Origin of the sequence: Bradyrhizobium sp. MOS001 (genome assembly GCF_004634465.1) — a bacterium.
GTDB lineage: Bacteria > Pseudomonadota > Alphaproteobacteria > Rhizobiales > Xanthobacteraceae > Bradyrhizobium > Bradyrhizobium barranii.
This window is the reverse complement of sequence record NZ_SPVJ01000013.1, coordinates 93,001-119,738: the sequence shown is the minus strand read 5'-3', so window position 1 is coordinate 119,738 and position 26,738 is coordinate 93,001. Positions and strand designations below refer to the sequence as shown.

At 63.8% G+C, this 26,738-nt stretch carries 28 protein-coding genes and 1 pseudogene; 10 read left to right on the top strand and 19 right to left on the bottom strand.

The features are described from left to right. Positions 1-23: 23 nt before the first annotated feature. The 3 genes from CT676_RS18900 to CT676_RS18890 are packed head-to-tail and all read right to left on the bottom strand — an operon-like array spanning position 24 to position 3,574. Entirely contained in the window at positions 24-941 is a 918-nt protein-coding gene (locus CT676_RS18900; protein ID WP_135215155.1) for an ABC transporter permease, read from the bottom strand. Beyond that, positions 928-2,019: an ABC transporter permease gene (locus CT676_RS18895; protein WP_135215154.1), complete on the bottom strand. Its 1,092-nt coding sequence runs from the start codon at positions 2,017-2,019 to the stop codon at positions 928-930. Before CT676_RS18895 ends, CT676_RS18900 begins: the two co-directional genes overlap by 14 nt. Next, positions 2,003-3,574 (bottom strand): ABC transporter ATP-binding protein, encoded by a 1,572-nt coding sequence (locus tag CT676_RS18890; protein ID WP_135215153.1) that lies wholly within the window; start codon positions 3,572-3,574, stop codon positions 2,003-2,005. Before CT676_RS18890 ends, CT676_RS18895 begins: the two co-directional genes overlap by 17 nt. A gap of 575 nt (positions 3,575-4,149) precedes the next feature. Between CT676_RS18890 and CT676_RS18885 the strand changes: the two genes are divergently transcribed. After that, positions 4,150-5,259: a hypothetical protein gene (locus tag CT676_RS18885; RefSeq protein ID WP_135215152.1), complete on the top strand. Its 1,110-nt coding sequence runs from the start codon at positions 4,150-4,152 to the stop codon at positions 5,257-5,259. Between the two features lie 180 nt (positions 5,260-5,439). Here the strand turns inward: CT676_RS18885 and CT676_RS18880 are convergent, their stop codons facing one another. The 6 genes from CT676_RS18880 to CT676_RS18855 are packed head-to-tail and all read right to left on the bottom strand — an operon-like array spanning position 5,440 to position 11,312. Next, entirely contained in the window at positions 5,440-5,925 is a 486-nt protein-coding gene (locus CT676_RS18880; protein ID WP_135215151.1) for a nucleoside deaminase, read from the bottom strand. A gap of 13 nt (positions 5,926-5,938) precedes the next feature. Next, on the bottom strand, positions 5,939-7,471 hold the full coding sequence (locus CT676_RS18875) for an ABC transporter ATP-binding protein (RefSeq protein WP_135215150.1): 1,533 nt from the start codon (positions 7,469-7,471) through the stop codon (positions 5,939-5,941). Then, positions 7,468-8,151 (bottom strand): isochorismatase family cysteine hydrolase, encoded by a 684-nt coding sequence (locus CT676_RS18870; RefSeq protein WP_135215149.1) that lies wholly within the window; start codon positions 8,149-8,151, stop codon positions 7,468-7,470. The genes CT676_RS18875 and CT676_RS18870 overlap by 4 nt, the downstream gene beginning before the upstream one ends. A gap of 11 nt (positions 8,152-8,162) precedes the next feature. Continuing rightward, complete coding sequence (locus CT676_RS18865; RefSeq protein ID WP_135215148.1) at positions 8,163-9,089, bottom strand: ABC transporter permease; 927 nt, start codon at positions 9,087-9,089, stop codon at positions 8,163-8,165. A gap of 1 nt (position 9,090) precedes the next feature. Next, positions 9,091-10,203 carry an ABC transporter permease gene (locus CT676_RS18860; RefSeq protein WP_135215147.1) on the bottom strand — a complete coding sequence of 371 codons (1,113 nt, stop codon included), beginning with the start codon at positions 10,201-10,203 and terminating at the stop codon, positions 9,091-9,093. After that, positions 10,200-11,312, bottom strand: a complete 1,113-nt coding sequence (locus tag CT676_RS18855; RefSeq protein ID WP_135215146.1) for a BMP family ABC transporter substrate-binding protein — start codon at positions 11,310-11,312, stop codon at positions 10,200-10,202. The genes CT676_RS18860 and CT676_RS18855 overlap by 4 nt, the downstream gene beginning before the upstream one ends. A 395-nt stretch (positions 11,313-11,707) precedes the next feature. Here CT676_RS18855 and CT676_RS18850 point away from each other — a divergent pair, with 395 nt between their 5' ends. Next, positions 11,708-12,982: an allantoate amidohydrolase gene (locus CT676_RS18850; protein WP_135215145.1), complete on the top strand. Its 1,275-nt coding sequence runs from the start codon at positions 11,708-11,710 to the stop codon at positions 12,980-12,982. A 101-nt stretch (positions 12,983-13,083) separates the two neighbouring features. Then, positions 13,084-14,457, top strand: a complete 1,374-nt coding sequence (locus CT676_RS18845) for a hypothetical protein (protein ID WP_135215181.1) — start codon at positions 13,084-13,086, stop codon at positions 14,455-14,457. An 8-nt stretch (positions 14,458-14,465) separates the two neighbouring features. On the opposite strand, the gene CT676_RS18840 is transcribed toward CT676_RS18845, so the two are convergent. After that, complete coding sequence (locus tag CT676_RS18840) at positions 14,466-15,785, bottom strand: dicarboxylate/amino acid:cation symporter (RefSeq protein WP_063982032.1); 1,320 nt, start codon at positions 15,783-15,785, stop codon at positions 14,466-14,468. Positions 15,786-15,966: 181 nt separating this feature from the next. On the opposite strand from CT676_RS18840, the gene map reads away from it, so the two are divergent. After that, a complete protein-coding gene (gene map, locus CT676_RS18835; protein WP_135215180.1) occupies positions 15,967-16,719 on the top strand; it encodes a type I methionyl aminopeptidase in 753 nt (250 codons plus the stop codon). Positions 16,720-16,805: 86 nt separating this feature from the next. Here the strand turns inward: map and CT676_RS18830 are convergent, their stop codons facing one another. After that, entirely contained in the window at positions 16,806-17,027 is a 222-nt protein-coding gene (locus CT676_RS18830; protein WP_028152899.1) for a hypothetical protein, read from the bottom strand. A gap of 365 nt (positions 17,028-17,392) precedes the next feature. Here CT676_RS18830 and CT676_RS44085 point away from each other — a divergent pair, with 365 nt between their 5' ends. After that, positions 17,393-17,575, top strand: coding sequence for a hypothetical protein (locus tag CT676_RS44085; protein WP_028152900.1), 183 nt, complete (start codon positions 17,393-17,395; stop codon positions 17,573-17,575). Positions 17,576-17,600: 25 nt separating this feature from the next. On the opposite strand, the gene CT676_RS18820 is transcribed toward CT676_RS44085, so the two are convergent. The 3 genes from CT676_RS18820 to CT676_RS18810 all read right to left on the bottom strand — a co-directional run bounded on the left by CT676_RS18820 (position 17,601) and on the right by CT676_RS18810 (position 20,277). After that, positions 17,601-18,980 (bottom strand): VWA domain-containing protein, encoded by a 1,380-nt coding sequence (locus CT676_RS18820; protein WP_085405918.1) that lies wholly within the window; start codon positions 18,978-18,980, stop codon positions 17,601-17,603. Between the two features lie 5 nt (positions 18,981-18,985). Next, on the bottom strand, positions 18,986-19,933 hold the full coding sequence (locus CT676_RS18815) for a MoxR family ATPase (protein WP_085405733.1): 948 nt from the start codon (positions 19,931-19,933) through the stop codon (positions 18,986-18,988). 146 nt (positions 19,934-20,079) lie between these two features. Continuing rightward, positions 20,080-20,277: a hypothetical protein gene (locus CT676_RS18810; RefSeq protein ID WP_028152902.1), complete on the bottom strand. Its 198-nt coding sequence runs from the start codon at positions 20,275-20,277 to the stop codon at positions 20,080-20,082. A gap of 227 nt (positions 20,278-20,504) precedes the next feature. Here CT676_RS18810 and CT676_RS18805 point away from each other — a divergent pair, with 227 nt between their 5' ends. Further along, a complete protein-coding gene (locus CT676_RS18805; protein WP_135215143.1) occupies positions 20,505-21,479 on the top strand; it encodes a quinone oxidoreductase in 975 nt (324 codons plus the stop codon). Between the two features lie 44 nt (positions 21,480-21,523). Here the strand turns inward: CT676_RS18805 and CT676_RS18800 are convergent, their stop codons facing one another. Together CT676_RS18800 and CT676_RS18795 are read right to left on the bottom strand one after the other, a co-directional pair. Further along, positions 21,524-21,799: a hypothetical protein gene (locus CT676_RS18800; protein ID WP_063982037.1), complete on the bottom strand. Its 276-nt coding sequence runs from the start codon at positions 21,797-21,799 to the stop codon at positions 21,524-21,526. Positions 21,800-21,898: 99 nt separating this feature from the next. Then, complete coding sequence (locus tag CT676_RS18795) at positions 21,899-22,507, bottom strand: S24 family peptidase (protein WP_028152904.1); 609 nt, start codon at positions 22,505-22,507, stop codon at positions 21,899-21,901. Between the two features lie 166 nt (positions 22,508-22,673). Here CT676_RS18795 and CT676_RS18790 point away from each other — a divergent pair. Beyond that, positions 22,674-23,203 (top strand): annotated as a pseudogene (locus CT676_RS18790) (GcrA family cell cycle regulator). A 35-nt stretch (positions 23,204-23,238) separates the two neighbouring features. Beyond that, positions 23,239-23,811, top strand: coding sequence for a hypothetical protein (locus CT676_RS18785; RefSeq protein WP_135215142.1), 573 nt, complete (start codon positions 23,239-23,241; stop codon positions 23,809-23,811). Positions 23,812-23,861: 50 nt separating this feature from the next. On the opposite strand, the gene CT676_RS18780 is transcribed toward CT676_RS18785, so the two are convergent. Further along, positions 23,862-24,218: a hypothetical protein gene (locus CT676_RS18780; protein WP_063982040.1), complete on the bottom strand. Its 357-nt coding sequence runs from the start codon at positions 24,216-24,218 to the stop codon at positions 23,862-23,864. Between the two features lie 672 nt (positions 24,219-24,890). On the opposite strand from CT676_RS18780, the gene CT676_RS18775 reads away from it, so the two are divergent. Then, complete coding sequence (locus CT676_RS18775) at positions 24,891-25,076, top strand: hypothetical protein (RefSeq protein WP_135215141.1); 186 nt, start codon at positions 24,891-24,893, stop codon at positions 25,074-25,076. A gap of 146 nt (positions 25,077-25,222) precedes the next feature. After that, a complete protein-coding gene (locus CT676_RS18770) occupies positions 25,223-25,564 on the top strand; it encodes a phasin (protein WP_135215140.1) in 342 nt (113 codons plus the stop codon). A gap of 50 nt (positions 25,565-25,614) precedes the next feature. On the opposite strand, the gene CT676_RS44080 is transcribed toward CT676_RS18770, so the two are convergent. Beyond that, the gene (locus CT676_RS44080; protein WP_167768088.1) at positions 25,615-25,791 is read right to left on the bottom strand and encodes a hypothetical protein; all 177 of its coding nucleotides are present in this window, start codon (positions 25,789-25,791) and stop codon (positions 25,615-25,617) included. 78 nt (positions 25,792-25,869) lie between these two features. Beyond that, positions 25,870-26,700, bottom strand: a complete 831-nt coding sequence (locus CT676_RS18765; RefSeq protein ID WP_135215139.1) for an alpha/beta hydrolase — start codon at positions 26,698-26,700, stop codon at positions 25,870-25,872. Positions 26,701-26,738: the final 38 nt, after the last annotated feature.

The following is a 26,738-nucleotide window of genomic DNA, read 5'->3' as shown; positions in this document are numbered from 1 at the left end:
GCGCCCGCCGCGGAAATGAAACGCTAGCGGTCCGGCACGAACACGGTGCCGAGCGCGGCCGGCGCGGTCGAGCCGCCGGTGCGCGCGCGTGAGAGCAGGACCAGGACGATGACGGTTGCGAGGTAAGGCAGCGCCGACATGAATTGCGAGGGAATGCCGACGCCCCAGCCCTGAGCGTGGAGTTGCAGGATCGTCACCGCGCCGAACAGATAAGCGCCGACCACGAGCCGGCCCGGCCGCCAGGACGAAAACACGACCAGCGCCAGCGCGATCCAGCCGCGCCCCGCGGTCATGCCGGGAATGAAGAACGGCGTGTAGGCGAGCGGCAGATAGGCGCCGGCAAGGCCTGCGCAGGCGCCGCCGAACATCACGGCGAAGGTGCGGATGCGCAGCACGGGGTAGCCGAGCGCATGCGCGGAGACATGGTTGTCGCCGCAGGCGCGCAAGATCAACCCCGCCCGCGTGCGGTACAGGAACCACCAGACGCCGACGACGAGCGCGATGGAGAAATAGACGAAGGCGTCCTCGCCGAACAGCACCCGGCCAATCAGCGGCATGTCCGTGAGGCCGGGAATATAGAGGTGCATCGCGGGCGTGATGCGCTCGCCGACGAAGCCGGCGCCGATCAGGCCGGACAGGCCGACGCCGAGGATGGTCAGCGCGAGACCCGTTGCAACCTGGTTGACGGCGAGCCCGAGCGTCATCAGCGCGAACACCAGCGACATCAGTGTGCCCGCGACGATGCCGAACAGCGCGCCGATGAAGATCGATCCGGTCAGCCACGCGCCGGCAAAGCCGCAAGCCGCGCCGACGATCATCATGCCCTCGACGCCGAGATTGAGGACACCGGAGCGCTCGGTGACGAGCTCGCCGGTCGCCGCGATCAGCAGCGGCGTCGAGGCGGCGAGCACAGCGAGGATGATGGCTTCAACCAGTTCCACGGGCCACCTGTCGGTTCGGGAAAACCAGCTTGAAGCGATAGAGAATGAGCGAATCGCAGGCGAGCACGTAGAACAGCAGAATGCCCTGGAATACCTTGGTGACGTCCAACGGGATCTTCATCGCGATCTGCGCCTGCTCGCCGCCGATAAAGGTCAATGCGAGGAAAAGGCCTGCAATTAATATTCCAAGCGGGTTCAGCCGGCCGAGGAAGGCGACGATGATCGCGGTAAAGCCGTAGCCGGGCGAGATGCCGGGCTGAAGATGCCCGACCGGACCCGCGACCTCGATGATGCCGGCGAGCCCGGCGAGCGCGCCTGACACAGCGAAAGTCAGGATGACCAACTGGTTGGCGTTGAAGCCGCCGAACCGTGCGGCGCGCGGCGCCGCGCCGACCACGCGAATCTCGAAGCCCTTGATGGTTCGGCCGAGCAGGATCGCGGCGGCCGCGACGACGAGCAGGGCGATGATCGAGCCGAGATGCAGCCGGCCGCCTTCGATCAGCAGCGGCACCGTTGCGACCGGATCGAACTCCGCGGTGGTAGGGAAGTTGAATCCATGCGGATCGCGCCAGGGTCCACGTACGAGATAGTCGAGAAAGAGGTCGGCGACATAGACCAGCATCAGGCTGGTCAGGATTTCGCTGGCGCCGAACTTCACCTTGCAAATCGCCGGGATCAGCGCATAGAGCGCGCCCGCTGCGGCGGCGAGCACGAGCATCGCCGGCAGCACCCAGGCCCCGGCATCGGTGCCCTGCGTCTTCACTGCGATCCAGCTTCCGGCCACCGCGCCGATCAGGAATTGGCCCTCGGCGCCGATGTTCCACGTGTTGGCGAGATAGCAGAGCGACAACCCGATCGCGATCATCACCAGCGGCGTGGCCTTCACTGCGATCTCCTGGAGCGAATAGCCGTCGGTCAGAGGGGCGATGAAATAGGCATGCAGCGCGAGTAGCGGATTCTTGCCGAGGATCGCGAACAGGATGATCATGGTCACGATCGTGAGCCCGATCGCGATCAGCGGCGAGACCAGCGCGATCGTGTTGGAGCGCTCGACGCGCTTCTCAAGCACCAACTGCATGCGCGGCCTCCTTCGGCTCCAGGCTGCTGCCCCCCATCAACAGGCCGAGTTTTTCGCGCGTGGCTTCGCTCGTTGCAAGCGGCGTCGACAGCCGGCCATGGAACATCACGGCGATGCGGTCGGCGATTTCGGCGAGCTCGTCGAGATCCTGGCTGGTGACGAGCACGGCGGCGCCTGCGGTAGCGAGATCAAGCAGCGCCTGACGGATCACGGCGGCGGCGCCGGCATCGACGCCCCATGTCGGTTGGCTCACCACCAGCACCGCGGGGTTGCGCAGGATCTCGCGGCCGACGATGAACTTTTGCAAATTGCCGCCGGACAGGCTCGCAGCTTCCGGATCCCGCTTGGCCTTGCGAACGTCGAACGTTTCCGTCGCGCGATCCACGGTCTTCAGTGTCGCCGCGGTGTCGATGAAGCCGTGATGGACCATGCCGCTGGCGGCGTGGCCGGTGAGCAGCGCGTTCTCCGACAGCTTCATGCGCGGCGCGGTGCCGTGGCCGAGCCGTTCCTCCGGGACGAAGGCCGCGCCCAGTTTGCGGCGCTGGGTGATCGAGAGGTGGCCGGCGGCGATGCCTTCGATCACGACGGTGCCGGGGTCCTTCGACAGGCGTTCGCCGGAGAGCGCGGCGAACAACTCGTCCTGGCCATTGCCGGCGACGCCGGCGATGCCGAGGATCTCGCCGCCCTTCTGCTCGAATGAGATGTGCTCGAGCCGCACGCCATGCGCCTCGCTCGGCGCGAGTGAAAGGTCGTTGACGACGAGCCGCGGCACGGTGGTCTTGCGGCCTGCCGGTGCCTTCACTTCCCTGATCTCGCCGCCGACCATCATCCGCGCGAGCGAGGCCGCGGTCTCGAGCCGGGGATTGCAGGTCTCGACCTTCTTGCCGCCGCGCAGGATCGTGGCGGTGTCGCAGAGCCGCTTCACTTCGTCGAGCTTGTGGCTGATGTAGAGGATGGCGCGGCCTTCGGCCTTGAGGCGTTCCAGCACGATGAAGAGCTGGTCGGCTTCCTGCGGCGTCAGCACGGCGGTGGGTTCGTCCAGGATCAGGAATTTCGGATCCTGCATCAGCGCGCGGACGATCTCGATGCGCTGGCGCTCGCCGACCGACAATTGCCAGACCTCGCGCCTGGGATCGAGCGGCAGTCCATAGGTCTTCGACACCTGCTCCAGCCGCGCCGACATGTCCTTGAAGGATTCTCGTCCATCGAGGCCGAGCGCGACGTTCTCGGCAACGGTGAGATTGTCGAACAGCGAGAAATGCTGGAACACCATGCCGATGCCGCGGCTGCGCGCGTCCGACGGACCCGACAGCACGATGGGCTGGCCCTGCCAGCGGATCTCGCCGGCGCTGGGCTGGATCAGCCCGTAGATCGCCTTGACCAGCGTCGACTTGCCGGCGCCGTTCTCGCCGAGCAGAGCGTGGATTTCCTTGGGCCAGATACCAATGTCGATGGAATCGTTGGCGAGGAAATCACCATAGCGCTTGGTGAGCCCGATCGTCTGAAGCAGAGGGGGCTCGTCAGAATGCAGGTCGTTGGACGTCTGGTCTAACATTCGCTGATGCGCTGGCACGGGGGTGAAGTGCCTCAATTGTGGGCTAGTTTAAACCGTCGCGTAAGATGTGAAAAAGCGTCATCCCTTGCTCAACGCTTCGGCAGGCGGTCTGTGTCGCGAGTCGCGGCCCTTGTCAGTCGATGATCGTCGCCATCCGACATCAGGGAGAGCCATTGCGGCGGCCTCCTGCGAGAGACGCCTGTTGCAAATTTGTGACGGCTCAAACCAATTCGGAACCCGCTGTGCAGGCCTGACGTGAACTTGAGCAAAGTCGCGCCGGCGCGCGTATGCAAATCCCGACCGGGCCAACGGTCGCTGTCGTCAATTGTGTCTGCATTCTTGCGCCGCCACAAAAGACAAATGAAATCAAACGGGAATGTTCGGCATCGCGTCACCGCGCGCACGCAACAGTGAAACGGAAAAAATCCTCGAATTCCTGGGTTGAAAGGCCACTTCCTGCCGAAACAAGCGGCATGCCTTGAAAGAAGTTGAGGCTTCTCACTCCGGGAGATCGGCGCAAGTGTCGCACCCAAGGGGCGTTCATTTTTACGTGTCGAAACTTGGGGGTATTCAGGATGTCGTTTCGTTTCAGGGCAATCGCAACCGCGGCGCTGTCGATTGCTATACTCGCTACCAGTGGCCTGGCTCAGGCAGCGGACCTGCCGGTCAAGGCTGCCAAGAAAGCGTCGGACGTCCCGTTCTTCCTGGTGATCGACAATCGCGTCACGTTCTCCTGGATGCCCAAGGGCACTGACCCCGGCATGTGGAGCGTCAATCCGAACGGCAGCATCAACGGTACGACCGCCAAGCAGGTTTATTCGTTCACGCACTTCGACCTCTGGGCCTACGGCACCAACTTCTTTACCATCTCCATGTTCAAGTCGGGTCATAACGACCCTGCTTCGCCCTGTATCGCACCTGGTCTGTCCTCCTCCTTCGGTGCAGCCGACTGCGCCGGCGCGACCGAGATCTACGGCCTATTCCGCTCGACCTTCGGCTGGAACCAGCTCTTCAACACCAAGGCCTTCACCACGGGGCCGCTGCAGAACATCTCGTTTGAAGTCGGTATGGATGGCAATTCCGAGAACACCTTCTTGGCGCCCGCGAAGCGGGACGTCGTTGCCGGTCTCCAGTTCGCCTTCGATCTTCCTTACAAGGGCTACATCAACATCGCGCCCTTGATGTACTGGGAGTTCTCCAACCACAACGCCTTCACTCAGTGCGGCAGCGGTTTTGCTGGCCCCCTCCCGGGTGTGAGCTGCAATTCCGATGGCAATGTCAGCTACAACCCGACCTGGGCCGTCGAAATCAACTACTACATGGACCTCGGTTTCCTGCCGCCGAACATGCAGTTCTGGTCCATCAGCGGCCGCGCCGGCTGGTATGGAGCGAAGGGCGACTCGAACGGCCTTCCCGCGCTCTCCGGCCCTGGCCGGTTCTCTACTGCTTCCAAGGTCGAGTTGAACAGCGAACCGATCCGTCTGACCTTCGACGCTTCGAAGGCCGCCTGGGGTGACAAGTACTCGCACTTCGTCGACCTCTGGGTCGCCTACCGCTACTGGCAGAACAAGTTCGGCCTCGACCACAACGCCATGCCCGGCGTCTGCACGGTCGCCCCGACCGGCCAGAGCACCAACAGCTGCACCGAGTCGACGGTTTACGGGGGTATCACTGTGAAGTTCTGATCGGCTGAAGGTCTTCAGGTTAGGATGGCGCCGCGCAGAGATGCGTAGCGCCATCGGCGTTTGTAAGAGCGTAGGGTGGGCAAAGGCGCGGCGCGCCGGGCCCACCATCTCTCCGAGCGGTTGGGATTGGTGGGCACGCTTCGCTTTGCCCACCCTACGAAGTCGAGTTCTTGGAGTTCGCTACTTCGTCCACGCGCCGTCGTGGAGCGCCTCGGCCTCGTCCTCCAGCAGCGGCCCAACGACTTCCGTCGGCCGCTGGCCGCTGGCAAAGACCTCGCGGCACGGCAAATCGAGCGTGGGGTTCTCCGGATGGTTGCCGGTGATGCCGCGCAGGCGGTGCTCGCTGAGGCCGTAGACCACACGGCCGATGCCGGCCCAGTAGATCGCGCCGGCACACATCGCGCAGGGCTCTGCGGAGGAATAGAGCGTGGCTTTCGCCAGCACCTCGCGGTCGAGCATACGGCAGGCCTGCGTGGCCGCGAGGCGCTCGGCATGCGCAGTGCCGTCGTGGTCGGGCATGTAGCCGTTCTCGGTCTCGATCAGCACCTTGCCATCGGCATCGACGACGACGCAGCCGAACGGATGGTTGCCATGGGTGAGCGAGCGGCGGGCGACCGTAAAGGACAGGCGGAGGAAGTGCTCGTCGCGCTCGGATCCGCCGCTCATCGCTCGTCCCTGGTCAATGCCCCGCCATATGCCGGCCGACCACGGTAAGATCGACTTCGCTGGTTCGTGCTTCATACACGAATTCGCCGTGGAACATCACTACCAGCCGATCGGAGAGTTCGAGCAATTCGTCGAGGTCCTCGCTGACGAGCAGCACGGCGGCGCCACGGTTGCGGGCGGCCATGATCTCGGCGTGGATCTGCGCCACCGCCGCGAAGTCGAGGCCGAAGCAGGGATTGGCCGAGATCAGCACCTCGACGTTGCCGCCAAGCTCGCGCGCCAGCACGGCGCGCTGGACGTTGCCGCCCGACAGCGCCGCGATCGGCGTATCGGGCGTGCGGGTCTTGATCTTGTACTGCGCGATTTTCTTCTTTGCATCGTCCCGGAAGGCGCCGCGATTGAGCCACCAGCCGCCGCTGGCGAAGGGCGCGCGGTCGAATTCGCGGAAGGCGATGTTGTCGGCGACGCTCATGCCGCCGACGCAGGCGTTCTTCAGCGGCTCCTCGGGCAGGAGCGACATCTTGTGGCGGCGCATTTCTTCGCGGCTGGCATGATAGGAATCGCCGGCGACGCGGACTTCCCCGCTCTCCGCCTCGCGCTGGCCGGCCAACACCTCGACCAGCTGGCGCTGGCCATTGCCGGAGACGCCGGCAATGCCGACGATCTCGCCGGCGCGGACCGTGAGTGAGACGTCATGCACGGCGATGGCGCCTGCGTCGTCGAGCGCGCGGACTTTCGCCAATTCCAGTTGGGCCCGGCCGGCTTCGCCGGTGCGCGGCGGCTGCACGGTCAGTTCCTCGGCGCCGATCATGGTTCGCGCCATCGCATCCGGGGTGAGTTCGGAAACCTTGCCGGCACCTGCGAGCTTGCCGCGGCGCAGGATCGTGACGTCGTCGGCGAAGGCCATGACCTCGCGGAATTTATGCGTGATCATCAGGATGGTCAGTTCGCCCTTGACGACCATGTCGCGGAGCATGCCGAGCACTTCGTCGGCCTCCGCCGGCGTCAGTACCGAAGTCGGCTCGTCCAGGATCAGGAAGCGGCGCTGCAGATAGAGCTGCTTGAGGATCTCGCATTTCTGCCGCTCCCCGGCGGAGATGTCGGAGACCTTGGCGCCGAGCGGCACCTTGAACGGCATCCGCGCCAGAAAAGCCTCGAGCTCCTTCATCTCCTTTGGCCAGTTCACCACGGCCGGCACATCGTCGCGGGCCAGCACGAGGTTTTCGGCGACCGTCATGGCCGGCACCAGGGTAAAATGCTGGTAGACCATGCCGAGGCCGAGCGCGTGAGCGTCCTTTGGATTTGCGATCGACTGCTCGCGGCCGCCGACCAGGATGTCGCCTTCGGTCGCGTGGTAATAGCCCATGATGCATTTGACGAGCGTCGACTTGCCGGCGCCGTTCTCGCCGAGCAGCGCGTGGAACGAGCCCGGCCGCACCTTCAGCTCGACATTGTCGAGCGCGAGGAAATCGCCGAAGCGCATGGTCATGGCGATGGCGTCGACGCCGAAGGCGCCTGCTGGCGGCGGCGTTTCGCCGATGATCACGAAATAGCTCCGATGAAGGCGTCGGACGTCGAGACCGCGCCGAACACGCCGCCCTGCATCTTGATCATCTTCAGCGCGTGCTCGTGGTTGCTCTTGTCGGTGGCGCCGCAGCAATCGTGCAGCAGGACGCATTCGAAGCCGCGGTCGTTGGCCTCGCGCATGGTGGTGTGGACGCAGACGTCGGTGGTGATCCCGGTCAGCACGATATTCTCGATGCCGCGCACGCGCAGGATCAGCTCCAGGTCGGTGGCGCAGAACGAGCCCTTGCCGGGCTTGTCGATGATGGGCTCGCCCGGCAGTGGTGCAAGCTCTTCGATGATGTCCCAGCCCGGCTCGCCGCGCACCAGGATACGGCCGCAGGGACCAGGATCGCCGATGCCGGCGCCGATCTGGCGCGAGCGCCAGCGCTTGTTGGCGGGAAGGTCGGAGAGATCGGGGCGATGGCCCTCGCGGGTATGGATGATGTGAAAGCCTTGGGCGCGCATGGCCGCGAGCAGCTTCTTGATCGGCTCGATCGGCGCCCGCGTCAGCGAGAGGTCGTAGCCCATCTTGTCGACATAGCCGCCGATGCCGCAGAAATCGGTCTGCATGTCGATGATGACGAGCGCGGTGTTTTGGGGGCGGAGATCGCCATTGTAGGGCCAGGCGTAGGGCTCGGACTTGATATAGCGCGCGGGCATGATTTCGTTCTCTAACGGGTGATCGACAATTCGGCCGGGGCTCCGGTCAGTGTGCGTTTCGGCGAGCAGGTGATGATCATGATCGCCAGCGTCAGGATGTAGGGGGCGGCGTTGAAGAGGTGATAGCCGGAGGTGACGCCGACCGATTGCAGTGCAGGGCCCAGGGCCGCGGCACCGCCGAAGGCGAGCGAGGCCCACAGGCAGAGCAGAGGATCCCAGCGCGCGAAGATCACGAGGGCCACGGCCGTGATGCCCTGGCCTGAGGAGAGGCCCTCGTTCCAGCTTCCGGGATAAAACAGCGACAGGAAGGAGCCGCCGATGCCGGCGAGGAAGCCTCCGACCATGGTCGCGCGCAGGCGGATCAGCAGCACTGAATGGCCCATGGCGCGCGCGGCATCGGAGCTCTCGCCGGCGGTACGGATCAAAAGGCCCCAGCGCGTGGTGCGGAAGGCCCAATAGAGGATCGGCGCCAGCGCGACGCCGATCAGGAACAGGACGTTGACGCGCAGCGCGGCGCGGACCTGCGGGATGTCGCTCCACCAGCCGAAATCGATCGCGGGCAGGCGCGGCGCGGTGGGCTCGATCAGCGGCTTGCCGAGATAGAAGGCAAGGCCGGTGCCAAGCAGCATCAGCGCGATGCCGACCGCGATATCGTTGACGCGCGGCAGCGAGCAGATACCGGCGTGCAATGCGCCCAGCAGTGCACCTGTGATGCCGGCGGCGAGCACGCCAAGCCAGGGCGATCCCGTGAGATACGAGATGCCGTAGGCGCTCATCGCCCCCATCACCAGCGTGCCCTCGAGGCCGAGATTGATGCGGCCGGAGCGCTCGGTGATGCATTCGCCCAGGCTCACGAACAGGAACGGCGTCGAGACGCGGATGGCGCCGCCGAGCACAGCGAGGGGGACAGTCCAGAGCCCGATCGATCCGTCTGCCATCTCAGGATTTTCCCTTCAACAATCCGATGCGGCCGTAGAGCGCGTCGCTGGCCAGCACGAAGACGAAGATGATGCCCTGAAGCACCAGAACGGATGCGTCGGGCAATCCGAGGCGGCGCTGCAAAAGGCCGCCGCTGGCGCTGATGCCGCCGAGCAGGATCGCGACGGGAATGATCGCGAGCGGATTCTGCCGGGCGAGGAACGCGACGAGGATGCCGGTGAATCCGTAGCCCGCCGCAAGGTTGGCGTTGGTGCGTCCCTGCACCGCGGCGACCTCGACCATGCCGGCAAGGCCCGCGGCGCCGCCGGCGAGGAAACAGATGGTCAGGATCAGCTTGCTGACGCCGAGACCGACGATCTTTGCGGCGCGGATGTTGCCGCCGGCGACCCGCGCGGCGAAGCCGAACACGGTGTGATAGATCAGGACGTAGGCAGCGATCGCGGCGATCAGGCCGAAGACGAGGCCCCAATGCACGTCGGTGCCGGGAATGCTGCCGATCATGTTGGCGGCGCCGATCTCGCGCGTCGACGGCTTGTTGAGGCTGGCGGGGTCGCGCATCAGCCCCTCAACGAGATGGTTGAGGATCGCGAGCGCGATGTAGACGAGCAGCAGGCTCGAGATGGTCTCGTTGACGCCGCGATACTGGCGCAAGCCGCCCGACAGCATGATCCACAGGCCGCCCCCGATCACGCCGCCGATAACCATGGCAATTTGGACGACGAGCGGCGGCATGCCCTGAAGCGCCAGCGCGGCGCTGGTCGCCGACAGCGCGCCGATCAGGAGCGCGCCTTCGCCGCCGATGATGACCATGCCGAGCTGTGCCGGCAGTGCGGTGCAGAGCGCGGTGAGGATCAGCGGCGCGGCACGCGTCAACGTGTTTTGCCAGGAGAACCAGGTGCCGAAAGCGCCGTAGTACATGTAGAAATAGAGGTCGAGCGGGTTCTTGCCGAACATCGCGACGAAGATGCCGAAGATCACGAGCGCGCCGGCCAGCGCCGTGCCCGGGATCAGGATGTATTCGATTGTCGCGCCGTGGCGCTGGAGAAAGCCGGGACCGGCGGCCGGGGCGATTGTCCCGGCCGCTTCAGTGGAATCCGCGGCTTCCGTTGTCACGAAGTCGCTCCGATCACACCGTCGACCAGGTAGTCCATCTTCTCCAGCTCAGGATCCTTCTGGCCGCGATCGGTGCCGGCCGCGATCACCGTCTTGCCCTTGTTGTCGACCAGCCCGCCCTTGAAGATGGCGTAGCCCTCCGCCGACAGGAATTTGGCCTTGACCTCGTCGGCGTGCTTGCGCGCCTCGGCGGAGACTGCCTCACCGTAGGGCGAGGTCTTGACGATCTCTTCCTTGAGTCCGCCGCGATAGAAGTTCGGGATGTTTTCGCCGGCGGCGATCATCTTGACGAACTTCGGATAGAGCGCTTCCCAATTCCACTCGGCGCCCGTGAGATACGCCTTCGGCGCCAGCGGCGACTGGTTGGTGTGATAACCGCAGACGAAGGCGCCGCGGCGGGCCGCATTCTCGACCATGGTCTTCGGACCGTCGACGTGGCAGGTGAGTACGTCGACGCCCTGATCGATCAGGCTGTTGGTGGCTTCGGCCTCCTTGACCGGCATCGACCAATCGCCGGTGAAAATAACCTGGGTGGTGGCCTTGGGATTGGCGAGCCTGGCGCCGAGCGCGAAGGCGTTGATGTTGCGCAGCACCTGCGGGATCGGCTTGGCGGCAACGAAGCCGAGCTTGCCGCTCTTGGAGGTGTAGCCGGCGACGATGCCCGAGATGTACTGGGCCTCGTCGATATAGCCAAAATAGCTGCCGGCGTTCTTTGGATCCTTGTCGCTCCACAGACCGCCGCAGTGCTCGAAGCGCAGCTTCGGGAACTTGGTGGCCATCTTGATCATGTGCGGGTTGTAGTAGCCGAACGAGGTCGGGAAGAGCAGGGTGGCGCCGTCGAGGTTGATCATCGACTCGATCGTCTTCTCGACCGCGTCGGTCTCCGGCACCTTCTCTTCCTCGACGACCTTCAGCCCCGGAATTTTCTTCAGTGCCGCCGCGCCCTGCGCATGCGCCTGGTTGTAGCCGTAGTCATCGCGCGAGCCGACATAGATGAAGCCGATGGTGGTATCGGCCGCGAAGGCGGGACGGACGCCCGCTGCCGCACCGAGGGTCAGGGCCGCGCCGCCCTGCAACAAATGACGTCGTGAAATCTTGCCGAAATCCATTGCTCGCTCCCCTTGGCGGATGTCCCGCCTTAATCTCGCGGCCGCGCCAGTCTGGCGGAGCCCGGGGATAAGATGTCGCAAGCTTCGTGCCAGAGGCCACGGAGTGATCAATTGATCTGAAGCCGTTGAAAAGTATCGTGTTTATGGATTCTCAGAATCCTGCCGAGTAAACCGTCAGATTAATTTTTGAGCAAAATATAGAAGTTGTATGCAATGGAGTTGAGCAGCCAGGCCAGGTCGCGTGTGTGCGTGACGGGAGCTACGGTCTGCCGGCCGCATTCATGCTACCCACTCGCGGATCGGGACCACGGTCGTGATTTTTTGCTGGCACCGAACTTGTATCGATCGCCGCCAGGACCGCCGCCGCGGTCCCAAGAGATGGGAAGCTCGCCGAGATGGTTGCTGGTAACGCCGTTCAGAATGCATCGCTCGGCGGGGAGATCGTGCGACGGATCGACGAGCTCGCCGCGATCTCGGAAGACGGCGACAAGCTCACCCGCATCTATCTCACCAACGAGCTGCGCAAGGCCGCTGACCTCATCCTGGGCTGGATGCGCGAAGCCGGCATGAGCGCGCATCTCGATGCGATCGGGAATGTCTGCGGACGCTACGAAGGCGAGCAGTTGGGGGCGCCCTGCCTGATGCTCGGCTCGCACTACGACACGGTGCGCGATGCCGGCAAATGGGACGGGCCGCTGGGGGTGATCACGGCGATCGCCTGCGTCGCCGATCTCAACCGCTGCGGCAAGCGCCTGCCGTTCGCGATCGAGGTGATCGGCTTTGCCGATGAAGAGGGGGTACGATTCGCTTCGACGCTGCTCGGAAGCCGGGCGGTGGCCGGCACCTTCGACGAGAGCGTCCTGAACACGCGCGACCGCGACGGCGTGTCGATGCGCGATGCGCTCGTCGCGTTCGGCCTCGATCCCGATCACATCGGCGCGGCCGCGCGGGCCCGGCGCGAGCTGCTCGCCTATCTCGAATTGCACATCGAGCAGGGCCCGGTGCTGGAAGCCCAGAACCTGCCCGTCGGTGTCGTCACTGCGATTGCGGGCGCGACACGGCTCGCTGCGCGGCTGACCGGAATGGCCGGTCATGCCGGCACCGTGCCGATGGCGCTGCGCCGCGATGCGCTCGCCGGCGCGGCCGAATGCATCGGCGCGATCGAGCAGTTTTGCCGCACCGACGCGGACGGGCTGGTCGGCACCGTCGGCTATATCCAGGCGAGGCCCGGGGCGACCAATGTCATTCCGGGCGAAGTATCGTTCACCATCGACATGCGGGCACCGACCGACATGCATCGCAAGCGCGCGGTCGCCGACGTCGTTCGGCAGATCGAGGCCATCGCCAAGCGCCGGCATTTGGCGCTTCAGCTCGACGTCACTCACGAGAACCGCACCGCGCCTTGCGCACCCTGGTTGAAGGACCAGATCGCGCAGGCAATCGCCGCCGAAGGCGCGTCGGTGTTCGAGCTGCCGAGCGGGGCAGGGCACGACGGCATGGCGATGATCGATATCGCCGATGTCGGCATGATCTTCGTCCGCTGCCGCGACGGCATCAGCCACCACCCGGACGAGCACGTCGAGCTCGCCGATGCCGACGCCGGCGCGCGCGTGCTGCTGCGGGTGATCGAGAATTTCAGGCCGCGGGAGGGCCGCGCCGGCGCGAAGTGATTGCCTGAAGCCCGCAAGTCACCGGGTAGAGATACGAATCAGTCATGTTTAAAATGGTGGCCGCCATCACGGGGTCACGAGACATCAGCCGATTGACGCATATGAACAGCGACATCTCTTTCCCATCACATCGTGAGAACCGGTTCTACCAGGGAATGGCTGCGACCTTTGTCGCCAACGCGCTTCAGGCGGTCAATTTTCTCGGTGATCGCTTCCTGAGACAATCGCATCATGCGTTGTCGGACATAGAGGACCTCTACCGGCACTCGATGGACAGTGCCTTTTCGGTGACCGAGGCCTTCCTCGTCACGGGAGCGCCGCACGCCTCCGCCTATTACCCGCGCGACTTCGCCTGGTTTTACCCCGACGTCCTGGACCCTGAAACCATCATGGATGCGCAGGACGCGGTCCGTCGGGCGCGCCTGCTCGAAAAGAGCGTTCGCCTCCTGCTGGAGGCGGTTCGCGCCGACGTGGTCACGACGACCATCGTTCCTGCAGGGCGCGGGCGGTACCTCGGCGTGAATTATTTCTCGCGGCCCTCGGATACGCTGCTCGGCATTCTCGCCGGTCTCCAGCAGATGATAGGTGCCGACGAGAGAGTGTCTTCCTATCTGGCAATGTCGCAATGCGCACATGCCGGCCGCCTGCTGCTGACCGAATATGGCGTCGACCTGAAGCGCGCGATCCTTCAGCTCGCGAGTGAGCTTGAGCCATTCGACGCTGACAGCACCAGATATTTGCTGTGCGATGCCGGCGGGCCTCGCTCCGCGGCAACGGATACGCGGGCCGAGCGCAGGCGCTTCGTCACCAACGCCTGCGTCTACACGACGTTCGTGTGGGGCGTGCAGCTCGGGATCGTCGACGAGAACGAACTGAAGCGGCTGCTCGGTCGCGACCTTGCGCAGTACAAGCGAGATCTGCTCCGCCTGTTCGGCAAGGACGGCCATATCAGGCATTCGCTTGACGGCCCGGCGGGCGCACCGGTGTCCTTGGTGGCCCTGGATTTCGTCAGCGTGCATCGCGGCTTCTGGGACATGAACGATGCCAGCGAGCGGGCGCTGTTTGCGGCTACGACGGATCTGATCATCGCCGAGCCGCGATTTCGCATCCCCAGCACGTTCCACTTCCTGGTGTCGGCGGATAATCCACGGAACAAGATGATCCACAGGATCGCGGCGCCGGCCTATCAGGGGCGTTCGTCGTGGCCGACATTCAATGTCGAATTCGCGGATCGGATGCTGGATTTTGATGAAGCCTCAGGGAGCGATACCTATCGGGCTTGCGCGCAGGGGATATTGAAGGACATTCGGACCGCGACCGAGGTCCATGGCGGCTATCAGGAGCTGATCTCGGAGCAGGGCCTGAAGTATCGCACGTGGGCGTATAAGGGCGCCGTGGCGCACTCCTGGTTTCCGCGCTTCCTGTCGGTCTGGAGGAGGGCGTATGGAACGCCACTCCTCCAGTGGGATGATTGATCCGCGGCCTATCCCGCGGTCACGTCCACCAGCTCGCCGCCCTCCAGCACCTTGGCCGCCTTGGCGCGGTCGAGATCGCCTTCCCAGGCGGCGACCACCACCGTCGCCACGCAATTGCCGACGAGGTTGCCGACCGCGCGGGCCATGCCGATGAACCAATCGACCGACAACACCAGCACGAGACCGATGGCGGGAATGCTCGGCACCGCGTTGAGCGTCGCGGCCAGGATCACGATCGCCGAGCCCGGCACGCCGTGCGCGCCCTTCGACGTGATCAGCGAGACGCCGAGCACCAGCAGGAGGTCGCCGAAGGACAGCGGCGTGTTGGTCGCCTGCGCGATGAAGACGACGGCGAGCGTCAGGTAGATCGAGAAAGCGTCGAGGTTGAAGGAATAGCCGGTCGGGATGACGAGGCCGACGACGGAATCCTTCACGCCCATCCGCTCCAGTTTCTTCATGATCTGCGGCAGCACGGCATCGGAGGACGCGGTCGCGAGCACGATGGTCAGCTCTTCGCGCAAGTAAGCGAGGAATTTGAGGATGTTGATTCCGGCGAGCGCCATCACGCCGCCGAGCACGCCCAGCACGAAGATGCCGACCGAGACGTAGAACAGCATCACCAGCGAGACGAGCTGCTTCAGCGAGCCGACGCCGTATTTGCCGACGGTATAGGCGACCGCGCCGAGCACGCCGAGCGGCGCGACCCGCACGATCAGCCCCATGACCCGAAACAGCACGGTGGAGGCCGCGTCGATGATCGATGTGACCAGCGCGCCCTTCTCGCCGCCGACGAGCGCAAGGCCGACACCGAACAGGACCGCGAAGAACAGCACCTGGAGCACGTCGTTGCGCGACAGCGCATCGAAGGAGGTGCTGGGGATCACGTTCATCAGGAAGGCGCCGATGCCGCCGCCGGACAGCTTGTGCGCGTTGTCGGCATAGGTGTTGAGCGCCTTGGCGTCGAGCGTCGAGGGATCGATGTTCATGCCGTGGCCGGGACCGAAGAGATAGGCGAGCAGCAGACCGACCACGAGGGCGACCGTCGTCATCACCTCGAAATAGACCAGCGCCTTGACGCCGACCCGGCCGACCTTCTTGAGGTCGCCGGCGCCGGCAATGCCGTGCACGACGACGCAGAACACGATCGGGGCCACGATCATCGAGATCAGCTTCAGGAAGGCGTCGCTGAGGATCTTGAGCCCGATGGCGAAGTCCGGAACGGCCATCCCCAGGATGACGCCAAGCACCAGCGCGGCGAGGACCTGGACGAACAGCGAGGTGTAGAGCGGCTTCGGCTCGGCGGTAGGTGCCGCGGTGATGGTCGACATGGTGGACTCCCCCGGTTTGACGCGTCTTGGACGTCAAAAAGGAGCAACAACCGTGCCAGATTGTCGCGGCCTAGTCTTGAGGTCATCCAGGGCGCCGCATAATCGGGGATTCTTGTGCGCGCTCTTCCGTTTGCAAGTCGGCATCGCAACAGCTATGCCCCGGCTTTCGCAAGAGCTCGATATGACAATCTCGAATGAGAACGATCTGATCTGCCTGAAAGAGGTCGGGCGTATCGTCGCCAATGCCCTTGAGGCGATGGGGAAGGCCCTCGAGCCCGGCATGACCACCGCGGAACTCGACCGGATCGGACGAGAGCTCCTCGAGGCCGCCGGAGCGCGATCGGCGCCGGAACTGGCCTATGCCTTTCCTGGCGCAACCTGCATCAGCGTGAACGAAGAGATCGCTCATGGCATCCCGGGTGCCCGGCGGATCGAGCGTGGCGACCTCGTCAACATCGACGTCTCGGCCGAGAAGAGCGGCTTCTTTGCCGATACGGGAGCCTCGTTCGCCGTTCCGCCTGTGACCCGTTCGATCGAGCGTCTTTGCAGGGATGGTCGGCGGGCGATGTGGACGGGCCTGCGGCAGGTCGGCGCCGGCAAACCGATTGCCGGCATCGGTCAGGCCATCGGGACGTTTGCGCGGAAAAACGGCTACATGCTCGTCAAGAACCTAGCCAGTCACGGTGTCGGCTTGTCGCTCCACGAGGAGCCGACGGAGATCGCGACATGGCCCGATCGCTCCGAGCGCCGCATCATGAGCGATGGCCTGGTGTTCACCGTCGAGCCGTTCCTGTCGCTTGGCGCGGAGTGGGCCGAGAACGGTGATGACGATCCATGGACGCTCTACAGCAACCCCGAGGCGCCAACCGTTCAGTACGAGCACACGGTTATCGCAACCCGAAATGGACCTTTGATCGTTACGTTGGCGGGTTGAGGTCATCCCCACGACACGCCGTCAGCGGGAACGCAAAAGACAATTTTCAGGCGATCATGCAGAGCTGTTGCGCGCGGACAGTCTCGTCACGCCACGAGATCCAGTAGCCGGCACGATCCGCGCACCAGCACCTTGCGTCCCGTCGGCGTCATCGAAGGTACGCCGTCATTGACAACAACGAGACCGAGCTTGACGAGACCTTCGACGAGATAGGCCTTCGAGAGGCGACCATTCGACACGGGGTTGCGAAGCGCTTTCAGCGCTTCCCATTGGTCCGGCGAAAGATCGAAGTCGATGTCGTTGCTCATGTTGCCTCAAGCGATAGTCCAAGTTCGCGAGCCCCTGTTAGCGGCGCCGCATGAACACCGTGCGACGACAATGAGTCGGGAATTCGGTAAGCTGTTTAGAACCTCTCTTCACGAATTGCCGCACTTCATTGCGCCACAACAGTTAAGATCGTTCGCGCACGAAAATGGTCCCGGTCTCCGATCACTAATTGATGATGTGCGCTTGATCGTGCAGCGAGAGTTACCGCAGTGCACGGGAAGCATCACTGTCCCATTGCGCGTCGCGATATGCACAGAAATCGTGAAGCGAGGGCGATTGGACTCTGTCTGGACTCTGCTACGTTGATTCGCAGGGGATTGGCTTCACACGACAGGAGTGTGAGTGCATGAACAGGCTGATGGCAATTCGCAGTCAGGAATTCCTCTGCCGAGAGCGCGCGGCGCTGGATTCGGAACGACGGGCGTTCTGGCTCGCGCAGGCCCAGGAATGGGAGCAGCGCGCGCTCGACGAAATTGCGCATCACTTTCGGGAGTGCAACCTCGTCCAGGCCGAGCTGACTGCCGCCTGACGCCAGCGGCGGACGTGATTGCCGTCTACTGATAAGTCGCCACGATGTCGGACACGGCGCGTTCGAGCTGCTGTGCGGTGGCGCATTGGCGCACGACAGTGCAGAAGGTCGCGTAGCGCGGCATCTCGGAATCACCGAAGCCCCAGGCGAGCCGTCCTTCGGGATTGAGCCAGACCACGCGCTTCGAGCGTTCGGAGATGCGGCGCAGGATGTCGGCGCGCGGGTCGAGATTGTTGCTGCGGGCGTCACCGAGCACGATCACCGTGGTCTGCGGCGTCAGCGTGCTCATAAACTCCTTCTCGAAATCGACGAGAGAGGAGCCGTAGTCGGATGAGCCGAAGCCGACCTTGGACATGATCTCGGCCATCGCCTCTTCGGGCGACTTCTTCTCCAGGATCTCGCTGACCTCGATCAGATGCGAGGAGAAGGCGAAGGAGTGGACGTCGTCGACCACCTCGTGCAGCGAGTGGATCAGGAGCAGGAAGAAATCGGAGACCTGCGCGACCGAGCCTGAGACGTCGCAGATTGCGACGATCTTGGGCCGGTCGCGGTGCTTGCGCTTCCACGCGGTGAGGAAGGGCACGCCGCCCCAGGCCGCGTTGCGGCGCAGTGTGCGGCGGACGTCGAGATGGCCGCGGCGCTGGCGCTTGCGCGGCTTCGAGTAGCGCTCGCGCAGGCGCCGCGCGATCTGGCGGATGAGCGCGCGCATCTCCGCGACTTGGCGCCGCTCGATGCGGGCGAGAGGCGCGTTGCGCAGGATCTCGTTGCGGAGGTTTTCGGCCTCTTCGCGGGCATAAAGCGCAAGGCCTTGCGAGACCGTGTCACGGACTGCTTCGCGCAACGCGTCCAGCGCGCCGCGCAGACGCTCGGCCAGCGACGGATTGGTCGCGGTGAGCGCGTCGAGATCGTCGCGCAGGCGCTGAAGGCCCATGGCGTCGAGGATGCGGCTGGAAAAGATCCCGCGCTGAGTCGAATAGCGGATGTCGGACAGCGAAGCCACACCGGAAGCGCTGGCGATCGCCGCTGCGATCGCGTTGCGATCCTGCGACAGCAGCATCTGCGCAAGCGGGCCCAATGCTTCGGAAGCCTGGCCTTCGCCTGCTTCACTGGCCGAGCTGGGTGAGGGGGTCTGATCCGCGTCCTGCGATGCGTCGTCGTTGTCGTCGGCCTCGGGTTGATCTTGCCGCGGCTCTGGTTGGCTGAAGAAGAGATCAAAGCAGTCGCCGAGGGCGAGCTTCTCGTCCTGCGACTTGGCGAGCGTCAGGAGCAGCGCATCGCGCAGGATGGCCCGGTCGGAAAAGCCGACCTCCTTGACCGCGCGCATCGCATCGATGCTTTCGGCGGGCGAGACATGCACGCCGGCACCGCGCGCCGCTCGAAAGAAACGATGGAGATTCTCGCGCATCGGCGTCAACCGAAGACGTTGGACCGTGCCGCCTTGGCAATGAAGGTCGTAACTTGCGGCGTTGCTGCCTCGATGTCGGCCTCGTACTTCAGGAGCACATTGAGCGTGTCCTTGACGATATCGGTGTCTAGCTCCGTGGCCTGAAGTAGAACCAGGACGCGCGCCCAGTCGATGGTCTCACTGACCGAGGGCAGTTTCTTCAGGTCGAGCGAGCGGATCTCGTGGATGAAGCCGACCATCTGCCGGCGCAGCGCCTGCGAGATGCCGGAGACGCGGCTCTCGACGATGCGTTCTTCGAGCCGCTGCTCGGGGAAGCCGATATGCAGATGCAGGCAGCGCCGCTTCAGGGCGTCGCCGAGGTCACGCTCGCTGTTCGAGGTGAGGATCACCGTCGGCGGCGTGATCGCCGCGACCGTGCCGAGCTCCGGGATCGTGACCTGGAAATCGGAGAGGATTTCCAGCAGCAGCGATTCGAATTCAGCGTCGGACTTGTCGATCTCGTCGATCAGGAGCACGCAGCCGCCCGGCTGCTCCAGCGCCTGCAGCAGAGGGCGCGGCTCGACGAACTCCTTGGAGAAGAACACGTCGCCGAAATCGTGGAGCTGATTGAGTGCGTCATGCAGCGTCTGCGCACCGCCGAGGACTTCGCCGAGCTTGTCCTTGAGGATCTGGGTGTAGAGAAGCTGTTTTGCGTATTTCCACTCGTAGAGCGCCTTGGCCTCGTCGAGGCCCTCGTAACACTGCAGGCGGATCATCTTCATGCCGCGCCAGGCGGCAATGGCCTTGGCAAGCTCGGTCTTGCCGACGCCCGCGGGGCCTTCGACCAGGATCGGTTTCTCGATCTGCTGCGACAAATAGACGGCGGTCGCGATCTGCCGGCTCGCGATATAGCCCTGCGCGGCGAGGCCGCTCTCCACTGCCTCGATCGAGGTCGAGGCCTTCTGTTCAGCCACGAAAGGGCGCTCCCAAAGGTCTTGCTTGAGGCTTGTTCTGCCTGCGTTCCCGGCAAAGAACAAGCCTCGTTTGGGACGGCCTGACCCGCGCTGAACGTCGCTTTTTCCGTTCAGCGCAAATACTTAAGCGATGGCTGATCGTGCGGTCAGTGCCGCAGCTCCGGCTTGCGGATGGTCTGCCGGACTTCCGCGCCGCAGTCCGCGCATTCATAGACGAAGTCGATCCTGGCAAGGCCCCAATGCGGTTCGACCTCGCGGACGTACATCGGCAGGAACCCCATGCAGGCGGGACAAATTACAGGCGCGATTTCGATATCCTGATGATGCTGTACATAAGCTGGCATCTCGGCTCTCCTTCGCAGGCGACCACCAAACCCCGCGAAAAGGCTACTGCCGGAACGCGCCGGTGCCGTCATCAACTCTTTCGAACAGAGGCGGAACGGCAGGCGTTTGTCGTTCGCTGTGACATTCTTGTTACGTCTCTGTACTGTAACGGGCCGACCGAATTCCTATTTCACAGGCCGATCCGTTTTCCACGGACCTTCACTGCAACAATAAGGGAGCAACGCCCATGACGCATGCCATTCGCTTTCACAAGACCGGCGGTCCTGAAGTCCTGGTCTGGGAGGAAGTCAGTGTCGGCAAGCCCGGGCCGGGCGAGGCGCGCATCCGCCACACGGCGGTCGGCCTCAACTTCGTCGACATCTACAATCGCTCCGGGGTGTATCCGGTACAATTGCCGAGCGGTCTCGGCAGCGAGGGTGCCGGCGTCGTCGAGGAAGTCGGGGCCGGTGTCACCGATTTGAAGCCCGGTGATCGCGTTGCCTACGGCGCCTCACCGCTCGGAGCCTATGCCGAGGCGCGGCTGATCCCGGCCGACCGGCTGTTGAAGCTGCCCGACGGTGTCGATGACAAGACCGCGGCGGCCATGATGCTGAAGGGGCTCACCACCCAATACCTGATCCGGCAGACCTATCGCGTGAAGGCCGGCGACACCATCCTGCTCCACGCCGCAGCCGGCGGCGTTGGTCTCATCTTGAGCCAGTGGGCAAAACATCTCGGCGCGACAGTGATCGGCACCGTCAGCAGCGACGAGAAGGCAAAGCTCGCCAAGGCACATGGCTGCGATCATGTGATCATCTATACGCGCGAGGATTTCGTGAAGCGCGTGGACGAGATCACGGGCGGCAAGAAGGTGCCGGTGGTCTATGATTCCGTCGGCAAGGATACGTTCCTGAAGTCGCTGGATTGTCTTGCGCCGCTCGGTGTTGCCGCGCTGTTCGGTGCGTCCTCCGGCGCTGTCGAGCCGCTCAACCTCGGCCTGCTCGCGCAGAAGGGCTCGCTCTACGTCACCCGTCCGACGCTGTTCACCTACGCTGCCAAGCGCGAGGCCCTGGTCGCCATGGCGAACGAGCTGTTCGACGTCGTGAAGTCCGGCGCAGTCAAGATCGAGGTGCACCAGACCTACCCGCTGAAGGATGCCGCCAAAGCGCATGCCGATCTCGCTGCGCGCAAGACCACGGGATCGACCGTTCTCACGGTGTGATATCCGGCCGGGCAGTGACGTGACGCAGGCCGCTTGGGCCTGCGTCACGTCTTCTCGTGCTTGCGCAGGTCGCGGGCGTGATCGAGGCGGATGGCCTGGAGGTCGACTTCTTCAGGCGGAACCTGGGGGAGGGCGGCCTCGGTCAGGATCGCCTCGGTCACGTCCTCGACCGCATTCTCCGCGATTTCGTGGATGAACGAGATGTTTCGATATTCACCCGAAACGACGCGGGAGATGACCTCGCGCCTTGTGATTTCGGGATCGACGACCGCCTCGCGTCCGCGCCGCCCATAGTCGATCATCACGACGAAATACTGCATGAAACGATCCTGCCGCGCCCCGTAGCCGGGAGTGCGGCGGAGTATTTCCGAAAAACAGAATTAAGTCAAGGGTGATTTCCGTAAATCGGAAATCGATGCCTACTTGCTCTTCTTGCGAGGGCGTGCCGATTTGGCGCGCAGCCGCTCGAGCTGGCCCTTGGGCATGGACAGGCAGATCTCGCCGACCCACTCGAGCTTGACGCCGACGATCGGCTTGGCGTTGAAGCTATTGAGATTGACGACGGAGGGAGTTTTTCCGCGTTCGATGGTCTTCAAATAGCGTTCACCGGTCTTGAGCCGGACCACGGCCTCTTCACCGTAGAAGCTCGACAGCGGATGGCGCTGGTCCTTGTAGACGACGATCACGTCGCCGCTCTCGTATTTGGGCAGCATCGAATCGCCAACGATCTCGAAGGCGACGGTCTCTTCCATGATCGGGAACGGCAGCGCGATATCGCCGAGGCCTTCCGGGGGAACCTGTTCATAATCGGGCTCGATCACAGCGCCGGCCCCGACGCGGCCCATGATCGGCGCGAGATTGAGCTCAAGATATTCCATGATCGGAATGATTTCAGACGCCTTCACCAGGCGCTCGCCGCCCAGGATCTCCGACACCGCGCCGGGCCGCACGCCCATGGCCGCCGCCAGGCCGCCCTTGCTCTTGCCCGTCTTCTCCAGGCCCCGCTCGATCATTGCAACGTCCAGCATGGTGATTCCCTCGATTGCCCATCGTCCCGCCTCTTGTAATCCGAAATTCGGAATTGATGCAATTATGAATATCAGAATTGTCGCTTGACATTCGCTTCGGAATAACGGAATGTAGGCGCCGCCTCGCGATCGAACGATCGGAGGAGGCGCATCACAGGACAGCAGCATGGAACCGGGTCATTGGCCGTCGGAGCACTCCGACGCGCTTCGCGACTATTTTCTCAAGGGAATGTCTTATGCGGAGATCGGAAGACAGATAAACGGAAGGTTTGGAACGGCTTACACACGCAACGCGGTGGCCGGCCGCGCCAAGCGGCTTGGACTCGCGGCACCGGCGCGGATGACGAGTCCATCGATCGTGCCGTCCTTGCCGTCAGGAGCCTGTCTCATCGGGCCGCCCCGTGCGGCGGTGCCGAACCTGAACTTGCCACCGAAATCCGCAATGAAGCCCGCGCGTGTCAAGTTGCGCTGCGTCGGCGTCCAGCCCCGCCTGGTCGCGCTGGGCGAACTCGGGCGCGACGACTGCCGCTATCCCTATGGTGGCGACAAGGACGGGGAGGGGATCGCCTTCTGCGGCCATCCGCGCCAGCCGGGCTCCAGCTATTGCACGCCGCATGCTCGCCTGACGCGAAGGTCTGAGCCGCGTCCGCTCGCACCGCCGGTCCCGTCGTCTTGAGGCTGATCTCAGCCGCCTGACGGGACCACTATCCAATTTTGCGAGGAGTATCCGAGTGGTAGGTGCACGACGCAACAAGTCCTACAGATTGACTGGAATCTACGATCGGCGCTCGCGCGAGGTGCCGTTCAATGCAGAGGTGGCGGAGGTCGAGGTCGACAATCCGCTGGCGCTCGATGCCGGCGAGAAGATCGTCGCCGTCCGCTCGATCCGCGGCGATCCGCTCGGCCGGTTGCACGCGCATCACCAGATCGACGAGGCGCAGTATCGCGGCGGGCGCGCCTTCCAGAACGACTGGGAGAGGGCGGAGCGCGGGCCCCAGGCGGTGGACCCGACGCGCGAATATGTCGATGGCACGCGCTCGCGTGAGCCCGTTACCGAGGACCAGCGCCAGGCTGTGCTGCGCCTGAACCGGGTCGAGCGCGAACTCGGTACCGACGGCGCCGCGCTGGTGCACGACGTCCTGGTGCTGGGGCTGACCATGGATCAGATCGGGGAGCGGCGCGCTGTTCGTACCCAGCGCTGGAACGACTATTTCGCGCGGCGCTTTCGCGAATGCCTGGACCGGCTGGCGCTGATCTACGGCTTTGCGACGGAAGGCCGGGCTCGGCGCGCCAAGCAGCGTTGAGAGTAGTGGTGCGCCTGCGGGTCTCGCCGCAGGCGCGCCCGGGCCGCTTGTTACGGATGCGGCACGATCTGGTAAGGCGTCGTGTAGGGCTCGACACGGAGAGACGCGTTGGCCAAGAGCCCGATCTTCGCGGTCGGCGCCTGTTGCAATTCACCGTTCGGGCCGCGATGCACGTTGTACTGCCAGACCGTGAGATCGCCCTTCTGCGCCAGCGCGTGCGCAACCGCGCTCGCATCATTGCCGCCGAGCGCCTGGAGCTCCTCCGCCGACAATCCGACGACGATTTCGTCCTTGATGGTGACGATCTTGAACAGATTCATCCTTGTCTCCTGCGCCCATGCGCCTTGTATCGAGAAAGTGAGAAGCGCGACGGCGCCGCCCTTGATGAGATCGCAGCGGGAAAGCATGCTGTCGTCCTTTGGTGCTGAGGCGCGCCCGAATCGAGAAGTCCGTCAGCCATGGCGCCCGTGGTCTGCGTGGCCGCTTCGCAACCGCTTGGTCGTTCCACCTTGAACGACGGTTCATTGGCGGAGATATCTTCGGACCGATGAACCCGGTACGGGGAACCGCGTCCAAGCCGAGCAGCTCAAGGGGGGCTTCACTGGCGGACGGATCAAGACGCTGCAGGCCGGCTGCGCGGCTCGACGTTCATTTCGCCGACGATACAACCGCCGAGGTCGAGCTCAACAATTACGTGTATACGCTGAAGAAACTTTAATCTGGCCTCGTTCACACCGGAAACACGGCGAAACGCCGCACCGATTGGCAGCGCCCGAGGCGTGAGTGATGCCGCTTCTTGACGCAGGTGGGTGACGACGGTCCATATTCCTGTTATCCGGAATTGCCGTGGTGCGATGCGGACGAAGCATCGCTACGGCGACGGTTGGGCTTGCCGGAAGGGTTGTTTCTTGACATAATTGCAACCTGTTCGGTTGAGCCAGTATATGGTTTAGCGTGTTAACCCACCGGGTGCCCCGGCCGAGATCTCAGGGTCACCATGGCGTCCGGTCATGGTGTTCGGTTCTCGAGCGAGACCTCGACGTGTGATCACGAGGGCTGATGCTTGTCATAGGTGCGAGATGAAAAACCTCAATTTCGCGGCTGAACTGCACCTCAAGCTCGGCGCGCCTGCAAGCAGCACCGTTGAAAGTCTGCGCCTGCTTCGTGCGTTCCTGAAGCTCGGGCCTCGACAGCGTTTCGAGGTCATCAAGCTGGTCGAAGACCTCGGCACCAAAGAAACCCTTCCCGAGCACCCCCTGTCCTGACCCCGGCCGCGCGCCGGCCGTACGCCTCGTCCCTCGTTTTCCGGCAGGAGCCGGACCGCCGGGCGACGTTTGTCCCCCAGGCTGCCGCTGGAATGCGGTCCGGCAAGTGTGGTATTCAGTTGGGAAAAACGGGGAGGAGTATGACCATGATCGAACCGAAGCTCGAAGTCCCGGCCGAACTGCGCGACCTGGCCGAAAAGACGATCGACCAGGCGGAACAGGCGTTCGGCATGTTTTTCGAAGCTGCCACCAAGTCGATGACGTCGGTTCCCGGAGCGGGTACCGACGTGTCCAAGCAGGCGCTCGCGTTCACTGAGCAGAACATGAAGTCGGCGTTCGAGCACGCGCGCAAGCTCGTGCATGCCACCGACCTTCAGGAAGCGATGCGAATCCAGTCCGACTTCCTGCGCAGCCAGTTCACCAGCGCCGGCGACCACATGCGCCAGATGACCGGGAGTTTCATGCAGCCCGGCAAGGGAAAGTCCTGAGTTCCGGTGTGCGCCGCGTGCCCGCAAATTGATCCTGCGCGACGCCGCGCTCAGCCGCAGCACGATCCCGGAAATTGCGAGAGATCGATGCGGGCGATGATCGACCGCAGCAGCTTGCGGGTCGCACGATAGAGATGCCGCGCGAATGCCGGTGTCCTCGCAGCTGGCAGGCCAAGGCTTGCCGTCTCGAGACGTTTCGCATCAAGGCTTTCGATGGAGTGCGACACGTGCCTCTCCGGGATGGTGAGGCCCTTCCTATCGTCGCCAGTCTGGAGCTGCCTTGATCTGCCGCAAAGGGGGCCCGGCTAGTAGTCGCCGGGGTTCATGATCATCGGGCTTCTGGTGTCAGCCGGCGCGAGCGAGCTGCTGGCGCTGTCACGCAGAAAGCGGTCGAGTGTCGCCTGGATCTTCTCCTTGACCGCATCGGGACCGCGATCGCTCATCTCGGTGTGCTGAGCACCGGTATGGACGATGTCGATGCCGCGCGCTTTGGCCTCTTCAGGCGTCGGCAGCACGCCCGGGTCGGTCTGGAAATGCGGATCCTTGGAGCGGAACGACAAGATCTTCAGGTTGTCGTTGAGCACGAAGGGCACCCGCAGATTGTCGAGCGTGATGACCTTCGACACAATCTCCGGGTGCTGATGGGCGACATACATCGAGACGTCGCCACCGTTGGAATGGCCGACGAGGGTGATGTGGTCGTAGTCGGTGTTTTCCAGCCGTCGCTTCAGTTCGGCCAGGGCGAAAAGGATGTTGGCCTCGCAGCGGATATAGACCTCGCGCCGCCCGACATATTGCTGACCGACATGGGTCATCAACGGCGGATCGCTCGGCAGGTCCTGCTGGATGCTGGCAACGAGATAACCGCGCGCCGCGAGCACGTTGGCGAGGAAGGAATACTCGGTCGCCTTGACGGTGTTGCCGTTGCTGATGATGGCGAGCGGGAGCTTCCAGAGCCCGAGATTGGCCTTGGTCTCGTAGTCGCGCCGCACCGCGATCTCGACCGAGATCGGCCGTTGGCGCGAGGCATCGAACAGGGTCAAAATCTCATGTCGGATCGCGAACCGGCTGACCACGAAATACTGGCCGACGCCGAGCACGCAGAGAAAGGCCAGGATTGCAAACACCCTCTTCATGGTTCCGTCCCAATCACTTTCGACTGAAATTGGTCATT